This is a genomic window from Granulicella tundricola MP5ACTX9, assembly GCF_000178975.2.
In the GTDB taxonomy this organism is placed as follows: domain Bacteria; phylum Acidobacteriota; class Terriglobia; order Terriglobales; family Acidobacteriaceae; genus Edaphobacter; species Edaphobacter tundricola.
The window spans coordinates 1,225,239-1,238,105 of the sequence record NC_015064.1 but is presented as its reverse complement, the minus strand read 5'-3'; the positions used below and the strand labels follow the sequence as shown (position 1 = coordinate 1,238,105).

The 12,867-nt window shown below is 62.5% G+C and carries 13 protein-coding genes; 8 read left to right on the top strand and 5 right to left on the bottom strand.

What is annotated here, in order from left to right:
• Nucleotides 1-72: 72 nt before the first annotated feature.
• Nucleotides 73-576 (top strand): DUF2062 domain-containing protein, encoded by a 504-nt coding sequence (locus ACIX9_RS05280; RefSeq protein WP_041596956.1) that lies wholly within the window; start codon nucleotides 73-75, stop codon nucleotides 574-576.
• Between the two features lie 64 nt (nucleotides 577-640).
• Here ACIX9_RS05280 and ACIX9_RS05275 read toward each other — a convergent pair whose 3' ends face one another.
• Both ACIX9_RS05275 and pncB read right to left on the bottom strand, forming a co-directional pair.
• A complete protein-coding gene (locus tag ACIX9_RS05275) occupies nucleotides 641-1,579 on the bottom strand; it encodes a S1/P1 nuclease (RefSeq protein WP_013579442.1) in 939 nt (312 codons plus the stop codon).
• Nucleotides 1,580-1,624: 45 nt separating this feature from the next.
• Nucleotides 1,625-2,956, bottom strand: coding sequence for a nicotinate phosphoribosyltransferase (gene pncB, locus ACIX9_RS05270; protein ID WP_013579441.1), 1,332 nt, complete (start codon nucleotides 2,954-2,956; stop codon nucleotides 1,625-1,627).
• Nucleotides 2,957-3,053: 97 nt separating this feature from the next.
• Between pncB and ACIX9_RS05265 the strand changes: the two genes are divergently transcribed.
• From ACIX9_RS05265 to ACIX9_RS05240, 6 genes are all read left to right on the top strand, one after another.
• Complete coding sequence (locus tag ACIX9_RS05265; protein ID WP_013579440.1) at nucleotides 3,054-3,464, top strand: hypothetical protein; 411 nt, start codon at nucleotides 3,054-3,056, stop codon at nucleotides 3,462-3,464.
• Nucleotides 3,457-3,651, top strand: a complete 195-nt coding sequence (locus ACIX9_RS05260) for a helix-turn-helix transcriptional regulator (protein WP_013579439.1) — start codon at nucleotides 3,457-3,459, stop codon at nucleotides 3,649-3,651. Before ACIX9_RS05265 ends, ACIX9_RS05260 begins: the two co-directional genes overlap by 8 nt.
• Before the next feature lie 247 nt (nucleotides 3,652-3,898).
• On the top strand, nucleotides 3,899-4,966 hold the full coding sequence (locus tag ACIX9_RS05255; protein WP_013579437.1) for a 1,9-bis(guanidino)-5-aza-nonane synthase: 1,068 nt from the start codon (nucleotides 3,899-3,901) through the stop codon (nucleotides 4,964-4,966).
• Between the two features lie 201 nt (nucleotides 4,967-5,167).
• The gene (locus ACIX9_RS05250) at nucleotides 5,168-6,901 is read left to right on the top strand and encodes an ATP-binding response regulator (RefSeq protein WP_013579436.1); all 1,734 of its coding nucleotides are present in this window, start codon (nucleotides 5,168-5,170) and stop codon (nucleotides 6,899-6,901) included.
• Between the two features lie 42 nt (nucleotides 6,902-6,943).
• Nucleotides 6,944-7,318: a response regulator gene (locus ACIX9_RS05245; RefSeq protein ID WP_013579435.1), complete on the top strand. Its 375-nt coding sequence runs from the start codon at nucleotides 6,944-6,946 to the stop codon at nucleotides 7,316-7,318.
• 90 nt (nucleotides 7,319-7,408) lie between these two features.
• Complete coding sequence (locus ACIX9_RS05240; protein ID WP_013579434.1) at nucleotides 7,409-7,729, top strand: Hpt domain-containing protein; 321 nt, start codon at nucleotides 7,409-7,411, stop codon at nucleotides 7,727-7,729.
• A gap of 44 nt (nucleotides 7,730-7,773) precedes the next feature.
• Here the strand turns inward: ACIX9_RS05240 and ACIX9_RS05235 are convergent, their stop codons facing one another.
• The 3 genes from ACIX9_RS05235 to ACIX9_RS27305 all read right to left on the bottom strand — a co-directional run bounded on the left by ACIX9_RS05235 (nucleotide 7,774) and on the right by ACIX9_RS27305 (nucleotide 11,681).
• Nucleotides 7,774-8,994, bottom strand: a complete 1,221-nt coding sequence (locus ACIX9_RS05235) for a glycoside hydrolase family 88/105 protein (RefSeq protein ID WP_157477328.1) — start codon at nucleotides 8,992-8,994, stop codon at nucleotides 7,774-7,776.
• A gap of 63 nt (nucleotides 8,995-9,057) precedes the next feature.
• A complete protein-coding gene (locus tag ACIX9_RS25385) occupies nucleotides 9,058-10,827 on the bottom strand; it encodes a collagen-like protein (protein ID WP_013579432.1) in 1,770 nt (589 codons plus the stop codon).
• Nucleotides 10,797-11,681 (bottom strand): DNRLRE domain-containing protein, encoded by an 885-nt coding sequence (locus ACIX9_RS27305; protein ID WP_013579431.1) that lies wholly within the window; start codon nucleotides 11,679-11,681, stop codon nucleotides 10,797-10,799. Before ACIX9_RS27305 ends, ACIX9_RS25385 begins: the two co-directional genes overlap by 31 nt.
• Nucleotides 11,682-11,812: 131 nt before the next feature.
• On the opposite strand from ACIX9_RS27305, the gene ACIX9_RS05225 reads away from it, so the two are divergent.
• On the top strand, nucleotides 11,813-12,775 hold the full coding sequence (locus ACIX9_RS05225) for a polyprenyl synthetase family protein (RefSeq protein ID WP_013579430.1): 963 nt from the start codon (nucleotides 11,813-11,815) through the stop codon (nucleotides 12,773-12,775).
• Nucleotides 12,776-12,867: the final 92 nt, after the last annotated feature.

Sequence of the window (12,867 nt, the reverse complement as noted above, 5' to 3'; positions counted from 1 at the left end):
AAGCATCTGATGAAAAGTCCGGGCATAGCGACACCGTTCGACCACCTCAGTCTATCCTTACCTCAATCCCGCATGGCAGCTTCTCTCACCGCATCCATCTCGCTTCTCTTCCAACGGCACATCATCTCGCCGGTCATGCATCTGCTGCGCGTCGGAGCCTCCCCCCGCCGCCTCGCCTGGTCGCTCGCGGTTGGGGTAGCCGTCGGCATCAATCCGCTGCTCGGCTCGACCACCCTCCTCTGCCTTGCCGTGGCCTTCGTCCTGCGTCTGAACCTGGTAGCGTCCCAGATCTCCAACCACCTCGTCTACCCGCTCCAACTCGCCCTGTTCTTCGTCTTCATAGACATAGGCGACCGCATCTTCCACACCGGCAAGCTCCCTTTGGACCGTGAGGCTCTCCTCAGCGCCATGCGTCACCACCCCCTCGCCACCACCCGCATGCTCTGGTCGTGGGAGTGGCACGCCCTCATCGTCTGGACCCTCTTCTCCGCCGCGCTGATCCCTCTCGTCGCCCTCATCCTGCGCCCCGCGCTGGAGCGTCTCCTCCTCAAGCTCCACACCGAAACCCCAGCCTAAGCCTCCCTGCCGTTACTGCCTTTCCACTGCCTCATCACTGCCTTATCACTATTTTGTCACTGCTCTACTGCGCCCCCTTGTACTCCTCAACCGGATCACCGCTCCGCACCCAAGCCGTGTAGATCATGTCCCGCAGTTCGATCACTCCAGCCGCAATCCGCTCCTCCGTAAACGCCTTTCCCGCAGGCGTCCCAGCTCCATCAAAAGCCCCAGCCTTATCCAATTGATAAAGCTTCTCCACCTGCCCCTCAGATGTCCTTAGATAAGTCAGGTAGTCGCTCCACTCATCCGTCATCAGCTTCGGTGTAGAAGCCGCAACCAGTGCCGCAATCTCCACCCGCGGCACATTCGCACTCACATAGGTCGATTCGAACTTCGCGTGAATCTTGTGTTCTGTCGTATAGCCGTTCGGGTTGGGCCCCGTCCACCCGTTGTATTGAATCGAGTCATGCAGCGGCTGCGATCCATCCGCCACATAGTGCCCCAGCCACCCAGCATAGAAAAGGATCGCCTTCTTATCCGGCCCCGTATCCGCATTGGCTGCAACCAGCTTCCGGTACTCCCGGAACGCCACCTTCAGCCGCTGATAGTTCTCCTCAACCTCCCACGGCTGAAACCCGATCTTCTCCGCCGTCAGCTTCAACTCCGGATGCGCCGGCGCAATCTTATCGACCTCACGGATGTAGTCGTACCGCCGCTTCGGCAGCGTCCCCACCAAGTCCGCCCACTCCATGTCGATAAAGTGATCCGGAGACTGCGTCGCGCTCAACTCGCTCTCCGCCCTGTTCTTCCACCGATCCGGCTCCGGCCCCAGGTACTCCAGCGTGTCTTGCGCCTCGCCATTGCGCATAAACGCAGGCACATCCGCCGGCAGATACTGCGCGGCCAGCCGATTGATCATGCGATGCCCATCGGCACCCCACGCAGCGCTACGCTGAACGAAAACGAAGGGGACAAAAGAGAGTGCAACAGCAACCTTGGCAACCGGGTGAAGCTTCATCATGCAGAAAGTATATCGAGCCTCGAGCAACGCGAGATGAACCCTTTACTAAACGATCACCGCAGCCCCCGTCTCCGCCTCACTCCCAAACACCCGTCGATACCTCGCCACAAGCTCTACCGGCCCCGCCGTCTTCCTCGCGTTGTCGCTCAGCTTCACCGTAGGGATCCCGTTCGCACTCGTCAGCTTGCAGACCAGGCTCAGCGGCTCCAGCGTGTCCTCACCCCTCGGATGGCAGCCGCGGAAGTCGTTCGTCAGCAGCGTCCCCCACCCGGCTGAAAACCGTATCCGCCCACTGAAGTACTCATGCAGCTTCACAATGTCATCCACATCCAGCCCATCGGACGCGATCAGCCTCTTCTGCCGCGGATCACGCCCCCGGCTCTCCAGCCACGCAACATACTCATCCCCGGCGACATACGGGTCCTTCGAGTCCACCCGCTGCCCCGTCCAGTCCGCAGCAAACTCCGGCGCATGCTCCAGGAACTGCGTCGTCCCGAACGTATCCGGCAGCATGATCAGCAGCGACCCCCCATAGCTCCTCTGCCAAAGCTCCAGCACCCGATACTGCGAGGCCCGCAACTCATCATCGCTCCCAACAGAGGCGAGCGCCGCCATCGCCATCGGCAGCTCATGCGCGTTCGTCCCAATCGCCTCCAGATCATGCTTGTACGCCAGCGCCGTATTGGACGTTCCACCAAATCTCTTCCCCAGCGAAGCCCTCAGTGCCTGCACCGCGTACTCCTGCCACAAGAACGAGTGCCGCCGCCGCGTCCCAAAGTCCGAAAGCTGCAGCCCTTCCACATCCCGCAGCTTCTCGATCTTGTCCCAAAGCCGAGTCTTAGCCCGCGCATACAAAACATCCAGTTCGAGCTCACTCAACTCCGCCAGCGCCGCCCGAGTCTTCAACTCGCTCACGATCGCCAGCGCATAAACCTCCCACATTGTGACGGCAGTCCACAACCCGCTGAACCGAAGCGTCAACTGCCCCGCATGAGCCGGATCGTCCGACTCCTGCTCCGCAATCTCGTAGTCCGAAAGCGCAAAGTCCTTCTCCAGCCACTCCAGAAACGCCGGCTCAAAGATGAACCTGACTCCATAGAACGTATTACCCGCCAGCCAAACCAGCTCAGACCGCCGAAACCGCAGCCCCCGCACATGCTCCATCTGCTCCCGCAGCGCCGCCATCCCCACCCGCTCGGCCAGATGCACCCGTACCGTACGGTTCACCACCTCGCTCGTCACCTGCACCTGCGGAAAGTTCTTCCAGATGAACTGCAGCATCAGCAGCTTGTAAAAGTCCGTATCCAGCAGCGACCGCACAATCGGGTCCAGCTTCCAGTTGTGGTTATGCGCCCGCTCCGCAAAGTTCACATTCATGCAACAAGCCTAACAAGCAAATAAACATGACAAGCACCCTTGACATCTTTAAATACAAGAGTAAAGTTAATTTGTCATTGAGTAAAGGAAACACGACATGTCAAACCATTCACCCGCAGTAGCCCGTTACCTGCGTCGCATCGCAATCGCCAGTGCGGCATACGTCCTCACCGTCTTCCTTACCTTCCACGTCTTCTATCACGGACGCCTTCCCCTCCCGGCCGCCATCGGGCTGGCAACGATCCCGTCCATCCCCATCATCGCGATGATCGTCATCGTCGCCCTCTACCTCAAGGAAGAAAAAGACGAGTTCCAGCGCGAGCTCTTCATCCAGTCCCTTCTCTGGGGAGCGGGGTTCACCCTCGCACTCACCTCGTTCTGGAGCTTCGTGCACCTCTTTGCGCACTTCCCCCCAGTCGATGGCTTCCACGTCTTCGTCATCTTCTGGATCATCGTCGGCATCTCCGACTTCTTCCTACGCCTTAAGTACAGGGCCGGCAATGAATAACCGCCTCCGTATTCTCCGTGCAGAACGCGCCTGGTCTCAGCAGGATCTAGCGGACCGTCTTGAGGTCTCACGTCAGTCCGTCAACGCCATAGAAACCGGTCGATACGACCCGTCGTTGCCGCTGGCCTTCCGCATCGCCCGTCTCTTCGGGGCCTCCATTGAAACCATCTTTCTCGACGAAGCATGACATCTGTCACCTCGCTTTGCTGACAACGCTCCCTGGCTCCGGGCGTTGTCAGCAGGCAACATAGCCATAGATCAACAGGAGACTCTGTTATGCGCTTCCCACTCAATCTGCTTCAATACGTCGCTTCCGTAGTCCTCGTGATCGCCGGCATCGTGCTTCTCTGTACGCCGCTGCCCGTGTGAAATTCTCACGAACCCGGCCCAATCCCGCGCCCGTCCAGCATGAAACTGATATTCTTATCCCTGCCATGCCCACAAAAGAAGAACTCCTCAAAGCCCCCATTCAGCACGTCGACATCAAGCAGCACAACGTAGTTCCGCTCGTCGAAGCCATGGCCCACATGGCCTACTCCGCACGCGACACCGCGCGCGCAGCCGATATCTACGACATGATGCTCCGTGACACCGACTGCGGCGTCATCCTCTGCCTCGCCGGCTCCCTCATCTCCGCCGGCCTCAAGACCCTCTTCGTCGACCTCATCCGCAACAACATGGTCGACGCCATCGTCTCCACCGGAGCCAACATCGTCGATCAGGACTTCTTTGAAGCCCTCGGCTACAAGCACTACATCGCCGGTGACGAGTACAAGTACGGCGCAGGCGACGCAGATCTCCGCGAGCTCATGATCGACCGTATCTACGACACCTTCATCGATGAAGCCGAGCTCCGCGTCTGCGACGACACCATCCGCGAGATCACCGACTCCCTCACGCCCCGCGCCTACTCCAGCCGCGAGTTCATCCAGGCCATGGGCAAGTACCTCGTAGACAAGGGCCGCACCCCCGCCGCAGGCAACGACGACTCCATCATCCTCGCCTGTTACGAAAAGAACATCCCCATCTTCGTCCCGGCCTTCTCGGACTGCTCCGCCGGCTTCGGTCTCTGCGCCCACCAGCACGCCCGCCAGGGCAAGCCGGTCGTCTCCATTGACTCCGCCAAGGACTTCTACGAGATCACCAAGCTCAAGATCGCCAATCCCGTCACAGGCCTCTTCATGGTCGGCGGCGGCACACCCAAGAACTTCGCGCAGGACATCGTCGTAGCCGCGGAGATCCTCGGCGACGACGCCCCCATGCACAAGTACGCCATCCAGATCACAGTCGCGGACGCCCGTGACGGCGCGCTCTCCGGATCGACCCTCAAGGAAGCAAGCTCCTGGGGCAAGGTCGATCTCACCTATGAACAGATGGTCTTCTCCGAAGCCACTCTCGCCCTCCCGCTCATCGCCGGATACGCCTTCCACAAGAAGGGGTATCTAGCCAGACAAGGCAAGAACTTCGCTGAGATCCTCGACCAGGTCGCCGTCTCAGCGTAATCTGGAATTGAAATTAGGCCGTTGCCCATAGAGGCAACGGCCCTGAACCACCTTTTCTCTCCTGACTTACTTCCTTGGCTCAACATCAAGACGATCGGCCCAGTAGCCCTAGATCGCCGTTGACCTTCAGCGTTCGGCGAGTTACAAAAGCCTGAAATCCAATCGGGCTTCGCCATGCGTTAGCATTAAGCATCCCTAACAATGAGCTTGGCGACCCTATACACTCTCGGCAGCATCGGCTCTTGCGTCCTCATCTGCGTTTTCCTGGGCGTAACGCTTCTCCGCGCCAAACGCGAGATCAATCGCCTGCGCAGTGAACTCCAGGAGGCCTCGGAGCAGCAGCGCAGCAAAGACTCCCTCCTCACCCAGCGCTCAGAACTCGACACCATCAAGGACGAGTTCATCTCCACCGTCTCCCACGAGCTCCGCACCCCGCTCACCAGCATCCGCGGAGCCCTGGGCCTGCTCTCCGCCGGCATGATGGGGGAAGTCGATGCCAAGGCCCAGAACCTCCTGCGCATCGCCGTCACCAATACAGACCGTCTCATCCGTCTGATTAACGACATACTCGATCTTGAGCGCATGGAATCCGGCCGCGCTCCCCTCCACGTCCGCCGCTGCTCCCTCCGTGACCTTGTCCAGCAGTCCGTCGAGACCATGACCCCCATGGCCCAGACCGCACAGGTCGAACTTACCCTCGCCCTGCTCTCCCCGCCTGAGGGCATGTACTTCGATGGCGACCCGGACCGCATCCTCCAGATCCTCACCAATCTCCTCTCCAACGCCATCAAGTTCTCCCCCGCCCAGAGCATCGTCACCATCCAGGTTGAAGCCGACCTAGACTCCGTTCTCGTCCGCGTCGCCGATCAGGGCCGCGGAATCCCGCTTGAAAAGCTCGACACCATCTTCGATCGCTTCCAGCAGGTCGAAGCCTCGGACGCCCGCCAGAAAGGCGGCACCGGCCTCGGTCTCGCCATCTGCCGCACCATCGTCCTCCAGCACAACGGCTCCATCTGGGCGGAATCGAACGAGTCTCACCAGCGCGGCCCCGGCGCCACCCTCCTCGTCTCGCTCCCCCGCACCAGCCGCGCCCAGGACGGCGCAGCCACTCCCCGCCAGATCACCACCTCTTCCCTCCCGCCCAGCGGCGATGGCATGATCATCCTCTGCGACGACGACGCCCACATCCGCGCCATCGTCGGCGAGCACCTCAGCCAGCAGGGCTACTCCGTCCTCGAAGCGGATTGCGGCGAAAAAGCCATCGAACTCGCCGCCGCCAACGATGTCTCCGCCATCCTGCTCGACCTCAACATGCCCGGCATGAGCGGCTGGGAGACTCTCCAGCGCCTCAAGCACTCCCCAGCCACCGCCAACGTACCCGTCGTCATACTCTCCGTGCTCTCCTCCGGAAGCTCCCCCGCTGGTGGCCACAAGGTTTCCGCCGCAGCTCAGGGCTGGGTCCAGAAGCCCTTCAACGAGCACATCCTCCTCGCGGAACTCTCCCGCGTCCTCCACACCGGGGAAGGCCCTGCCCACGTCCTCCTCGTTGAAGATGACCTTGACCTCGCCGCCGTCGTCATCGCCGGCTTTGAAGAGGCCAACGTCCGCGTCGACCACGCCAGCACCCGCCAGCAGGCCATGGAACACTGCCAGCTCTCGCGCCCCGATCTCCTCATCCTTGACCTGCACCTGCCCGACGGCAGCGGCTTCTCCCTCGTCGACTGGCTCCGCCAGCAGCCCGAGCTCAGAAGCCTCCCCCTCGTCGTCTACTCCGGCCAGGAGGTCTCGGAGGGCGAGATGTCCCAGCTCCGCCTCGGCCCCACCCAGTTCCTCACCAAGGCCAAAATTCAGCCCAAAGAAGTCGAGCAGCTCGTCCTCAGCATCGTCCAGCGTCTTCGTGTACCAGATGAAACACTCCGCGAAGTCTTCGACTAGGCACAGTCAACTTCACCTCCGCCGTGAGAGAATCGACCGCATATGCGCCGTGTGCTGATCATTGACGATGAAGATGACATCCGCGAAGTGGCGGCGCTTTCGCTCGAAGCAACCGCAAACTGGACCATCCTCACCGCCAGCTCCGGCCGAGAAGGCATGGCGGTCGCCGCAGCGGAAAAGCCCGATGCCATCCTCATGGATGTCATGATGCCCGGCATGGACGGCCCCACCACCTTCAAGCAGCTTCAACTCAACCCTCTCACCGCCCGTATTCCCGTCGTTCTCCTCACCGCCAAGGTCCAGGGCGTAGATCAGCGCCGCTTCGCCGGCCTCGGTGTCGCCGCAGTCCTCTTCAAGCCATTCGACCCCCTCACCCTCGCCGCACAAATCTCAGAAGCACTGGGTTGGCAGGAATAACTTTAGGGTTTACACTTTGCTTCCCTGAATTTGTCGGGCACCCCTGCCGATAAAGAGGGAGAACTCAACTTCGTAAAACAGGGAGAATGCATGTCACCAGCCATCCAAGCGCAGACAAACTCCCTCCTCACAGGAATGTGGAACCGCAACATCCCCCTGATGCGCGCTCGCCTTGAAACCCTCGATCGCGCCGTAGAAGCCGCCCGCTCAGGCTCGCCCGATCCAGCCCTCTACCAGAGCGCAGTCGATATAGCCCACAAGCTCGCCGGCTCCCTCGGCATGTTCGGCTTCGCCCGAGGCACAGACCTCGCCCGAGAGCTCGAAGCCGCACTAGAATCCCACGCCGCCTCCACCCAGCGCCTGGAACTCCTCGTCTCCGACCTCCGCGCCACCATCTTCCCCAACTCCTAGCCTCAAGCTGGCAGCTCATAGCTCGCAGCTGGAAGAAAATTTCTCTACCGCCCCATCTCCGCCCGCGCATGCCTCATCTCCGACCCCGCCAACAAATAAGCCCCCACTCCCTTAGCGTCGTTATCCCCCACCGCCTCCCCCACATAGTACTCATACGTCCCTGACCGATAAGGCTTGCCCCCCAGCCCCGCCGCCTTCACCGTCGTCGTCAGCACCACATGCCCGTCCGCCTCCGGACGCACAAAAGCCTTCTGAATCCCCTGCCACCCCTTCAGAGCCGCAGCCTCATAAGGCTTCGCAGGCAGATACCCCTTCCGCACCCCACGCTCCAGCGCATACACAAACATGCACGACGCCGAAGCCTCCGCAAAGTTCCCCTTTGCCCCACCCTTATCCATCACCTGCCACCACGTCCCGCTCTCATCCTGGTACTTCACCACCGCCGCCATCGTCCGGTTCAGATCGGCCACCAACGCCGCCCGCTTTGGATGATCCTCCGGAAACCACTCCAGCGTATCCACCAGCGCCATCGCATACCAGCCCAGCGCCCGAGCCCAAACCTCCGGGCTCAGCCCCGTCTGTGGATCGGCCCACGGCATCTTCTTCGATTCATCCCACCCATGCCGCGGCAGCCCCGTCTTCGGATCGCGCATATGCTCGTCCATCAACAGGAACTGCTTCGCAATATCCCCAAACTCGTGCTCGATCCCAAACGTAGCCGCATACTCCGCCCGAAACGGCTCCGCCATATAAGCCCCATCGAGCCACATCTGATTCGGATAGATCTGTTTATGCCAGTACCCGCCGCTCGCCGTCCTCGGCTGCACTGCAAGCTGCTCGTGCAGAAACTCCGCCGCCCTCTGGTACCTCAGCTCATGCGTCGTCCGATACACCATCAGCACCGCCCGCCCCATTTCAATGTTGTCCAGCGTATGCCCCCCAGTCTCGAACACCGCCCCACTCGGATTCACATGGATGACCCCATCCGCGCTGACATACTTGTCCACCGCCGCCTTGATATACGCAAAGTCCTTTGCGTCCTTGCTCTGCCGCCACTCCGCAGCCATCCCGTCGAGCACCACCCCCTCCTCATACGTCCACGCCCCCGGCGACTTCAGCGTAGTAATAATCCCATTCGGCCACTCCGCCCTTACCGTAGCCGCCATCGCCGCTGTCTCCTGCGCCGCCCTCTTATCCGGCACCTCAGCCCCCGCCACCACGCACGCCATCACACCCAACACCCACCATTTGCAGCCCATATTCATCTCTCCAATCGACTTAGCAGATCGCGACCTCCAGCATAATCTGCCCGCACCCATCCGTGGCTCCTAATTGCAACTCACCGCGCTCCAAACCGGAGAAGGCGTCCCATCCGCCTGCGTCACCATCAGGTCCACGAACCCGCCCACCGGCACCGTTGCCAACCCATTCGCCGTGCAACTCTGCCCCTGCCCCACCGTGCAGCTCAAGCTCGTATTCGCCATCGTTGCGGGCGTTGCCCCCGCCCTGAGCGTCACCGCAATCGTCCCGCTTTGCTCAGAAAACACCGTCAAGGTCGTAGCTGAGCACCCCCCCGGACTCCACGAAAGCACCGCCGCCGTCTCCGTAGCGGCTTGGCTCCCGTTATTCACCGAGTAGTACAGCGCCGCATATGAAACCGAGTGATACATCGAAGCAAACGGAATCCCACTCGTCGAAGCCGCCGCACTCCCACCGCCACCGCCGCCCGACCCCGAAGCCCCCTGCGGAATCACAAAGTTCAGCACCGCCGCAGAGCTGGTCCCGGAGTTCATCACACTCGCCGCCGTCCCCGCAGCCCCCGTCGTCACAGTCCCCACCTGAACCGTAGCCCCCGCCCCCGCAGGCCCGGAAGCCCCGGTAGCCCCCGCCCCACCCGCAGCAGCAAGCACCGCCCAAACACTCGCATCCGCATCCGGCTCCACATTCATGCTGCTCGATTGCGCCAGATAGGTAGCCCCCCCAAACGTCACACCATCGTTCACCGAATAGTGCGTCCCACCATTCCAACCCCCACGAAAGTTGATCCCCGCCGCCCCTGCAATCCCGGCAGGCCCCGCCGGCCCAATCGCCCCCGCAGGCCCCGCCACCCCCACCGACCCATCCTTACCACTCGCACCCGTAGCCCCAACCGCTCCAGCCGCCCCCTGCGCCGACAGCACCCCCCAGAAGGCCGGAGCCAGCGAAGGCGTATTCCCCGTATTCCCCGCCGCCAGCGAGATGTAACTCCCACCCAGATAGCTCACCGCATCGTTCAACCCGTACGTATGCGCGGATGCATATCCCCCCTGATAAACCAGCCCCGGCGACCCATCCTTCCCCGCAGCCCCAGCCGTCCCCTGCGCCGCAATCGCCTGCCAGTCATCCGGGCTCAACCCGGGCGTATTCCCATGATTGCCCGCCACCAGCGACACATACGTCGCACCCCCATAATTCACCGCATCCGCCACCGCATAGTTCGCCGTTGACGAGTACACCCCCAGGTAGTTCAGCCCCGCAGGTCCCACAGGCCCCGCGACTCCAGCCACACCCGCCGCCCCCGTAAACCCCTGCTGCCCCTGCTGCCCTTGCGGCCCCACCGGTCCCGCCGGACCAGCCGAACCCGCAGCCCCCACACTCCCCCCAGCCGCAAACAATCCCCACGCCTGCGGACTCTGATCCGGAGTATTCCCATGGTTCGAGCTCACCAGCGACACATAGCTCGCCCCCCCATAGGAAACCCCATCCGCCAGCGCATAGTTCGTCACAAACGAGTAGCTCCCCCGATAAGTCACTCCCACCGGCCCCGGAACCCCCTGAGGCCCTGCCGGCCCGGACAACCCCTGCGCCCCCGTCGCACCCGTCAGACCCTGCGCCCCAGCCTGCCCCGCGATCCCCTGCAATCCCTGATCCCCTCGCTCGCCCGGCGGTCCCACCGGCCCCAGCAAACCCTGCGCCCCCACAGGCCCCTGCGGCCCCGCGACACCCGCCGCCCCTTGCGGCCCCGGCGCAGTCAGCACCCCCCAGAAAGCGGGACTCGCCCCCGGAGTATTCCCATGATTCGCCCCGGTCAAAGACGCATAGCTCGCCCCCTGAAACACCACAACATCCCCCAGCGCATAGTCGTAGTCGAACCATAAGCCCCCTGATAGACCAACCCCGGCGCACCCGCAGCCCCCACAGGCCCAACCCCTCCAACCGGCCCCGAAGGCCCCGCAACACCCTGCGCCCCCGCAACTCCCGCCGGTCCCACCGGCCCTATCGCCCCAACCGGTCCCGCAACTCCAGCCACCCCAGGCAGACCCTGCGGTCCCGCAACCCCCGCCAGCCCCTGCAGCCCAACCGGCCCAGCAGGCCCCACACTCCCAGCCACTCCTTGAATTCCCTGCGGCCCCTGCGACACAATCCCGATCTCCAACGCAGCCCCATGCGCCGTCAGATCATTCTCCTTCGAATCAAACTGCACCGCAGCCGTCCCCGCCGTCAGCGCAAACCCAAAATTAGTCACCGGAGCCGACACCCACCCCTGCACCAGCGCCGTCACATCCACCGCCACATACGCCCCCGCCTGCGAGACCGTAAACACCTGCGCCGCGCTCCCCATCCCCGGCACCGTCTGGTACGTCACCCCATACTCCGCCCAGCCGGAGGTCAGCGGCTGCAGACTCACTAGCCCGCCCGTCGTCACCTGGTTCACATAAAGCCGCAGCACCGCCCGTGAGATCTGCGCGGAGGTAGTCCCCACCGGCAGCAGACTCAGATCGAACTGAAACAACCCCGTATACCCGCCCCCCACATTCACATTGGAGATCGCACCGCTATTCACCGCCGGACGAGCAGCATTCACATGCGCATCCGCGACCAGCGTCGCCTGTGCCCCATGCGCAGCCCTGCTCCCCACTACAAATAGCACAACCAACAGCCCGAGCCAGCAGCCCCAGCCCATACGCCGCATGGACACTCCAAATCAATCTCTGTGATTCGCTCCAGTAAACCTTCCCAACCTCCGCCCCGCAACTCCTTTGCATCGCCCCGCGCCGCTTTTCCCGATATGGGAACAAACAACACCCGTTATCATCAAAGGTGATGGACTCCCACACTGACGTAAAGCATCTCCTCAAGGCCGGTGCCACCCTCACCGACGCCGCTCTCGAGCGCCTCCTCCCCGCACCCGACACGCTCCCCCACTCCATCCACCGCGCCATGCGCCACTCCACCTTCGCCGGCGGCAAGCGCCTCCGGCCCATCCTCGCCCTTGAAGCCGCACGCATGGTCTCCGGCGGCACCCTCACCCCCGCACTCGAAACCGCCGCCGCAGAGCTAGGCGCGGCCCTCGAGATGATCCACACCTACTCCCTCATCCACGACGACCTCCCCGCTCTGGACAACGACGACCTCCGCCGCGGCCAGCCCACCTGCCATGTCGTCTTCGGAGAAGCCACCGCCATCCTCGCCGGCGACGCCCTCCAGACCCTGGCCTTCCAGACCATAGCCAACCTCCACGCCCCCGCAGCAACCGTCGTCTCCATCCTCCGCGAAGTAAGCGCAGCCGTAGCCACCGGCGTAGGCTCCGTAGGCGACCTCCACACCTCCCTCCCCCCCGGCATGATCGGCGGCCAGGTCATGGACATCGAATCCGAAGGCGTCAAGCCCACCGCCGAGTTAGTCGAAGCCATCCACCGCGCCAAAACCGGAGCCCTCATCACCGTCAGCGTAGTAGCCGGTGGCCTCCTCGGCCTGGGCGATCAACCCTCGACAACCCACGACACCATAGCCCGCCTCCGCACCTTCGGCCAGAAGGCCGGCCTCGCCTTCCAGATCGTAGACGACGTCCTCGACATGACCCAGGACTCAGCCCAACTCGGCAAGACCGCCGGCAAGGACACCGCCACCGACAAGGCCACCTGGCCCGCCGTCTTCGGCATCCCCCAATCCATCCACGACGCAGAAGAACTCATAGCCGACGCCTTCGCCGCCCTGGCCCGTTTCGCCGAAACCGCAGCCCCCCTCAAGGCCCTCGCCAATTTCCTAACCGAACGCAAAAACTAGCCCGTCTCTCCTTAGCCCTTAGCGCCCTTTGCGGTTAGCTCTTGACCCAACACACATTTTTCATCACACTTTCATTTTGTTCGCATCATACC

Bases quoted from the DNA above. Each gene is read 5' to 3' on its own strand.
- ACIX9_RS05280 (WP_041596956.1), top strand. From the start codon at position 73: ATGGCAGCTTCTCTCACCGCATCCATCTCGCTTCTCTTCCAACGGCAC.
- ACIX9_RS05275 (WP_013579442.1), bottom strand. From the start codon at position 1,579: ATGATGAAGCTTCACCCGGTTGCCAAGGTTGCTGTTGCACTCTCTTTT.
- pncB (WP_013579441.1), bottom strand. From the start codon at position 2,956: ATGAATGTGAACTTTGCGGAGCGGGCGCATAACCACAACTGGAAGCTG.
- ACIX9_RS05265 (WP_013579440.1), top strand. From the start codon at position 3,054: ATGTCAAACCATTCACCCGCAGTAGCCCGTTACCTGCGTCGCATCGCA.
- ACIX9_RS05260 (WP_013579439.1), top strand. From the start codon at position 3,457: ATGAATAACCGCCTCCGTATTCTCCGTGCAGAACGCGCCTGGTCTCAG.
- ACIX9_RS05255 (WP_013579437.1), top strand. From the start codon at position 3,899: ATGCCCACAAAAGAAGAACTCCTCAAAGCCCCCATTCAGCACGTCGAC.
- ACIX9_RS05250 (WP_013579436.1), top strand. From the start codon at position 5,168: ATGAGCTTGGCGACCCTATACACTCTCGGCAGCATCGGCTCTTGCGTC.
- ACIX9_RS05245 (WP_013579435.1), top strand. From the start codon at position 6,944: ATGCGCCGTGTGCTGATCATTGACGATGAAGATGACATCCGCGAAGTG.
- ACIX9_RS05240 (WP_013579434.1), top strand. From the start codon at position 7,409: ATGTCACCAGCCATCCAAGCGCAGACAAACTCCCTCCTCACAGGAATG.
- ACIX9_RS05235 (WP_157477328.1), bottom strand. From the start codon at position 8,994: ATGAATATGGGCTGCAAATGGTGGGTGTTGGGTGTGATGGCGTGCGTG.
- ACIX9_RS27305 (WP_013579431.1), bottom strand. From the start codon at position 11,681: ATGCGGCGTATGGGCTGGGGCTGCTGGCTCGGGCTGTTGGTTGTGCTA.
- ACIX9_RS05225 (WP_013579430.1), top strand. From the start codon at position 11,813: ATGGACTCCCACACTGACGTAAAGCATCTCCTCAAGGCCGGTGCCACC.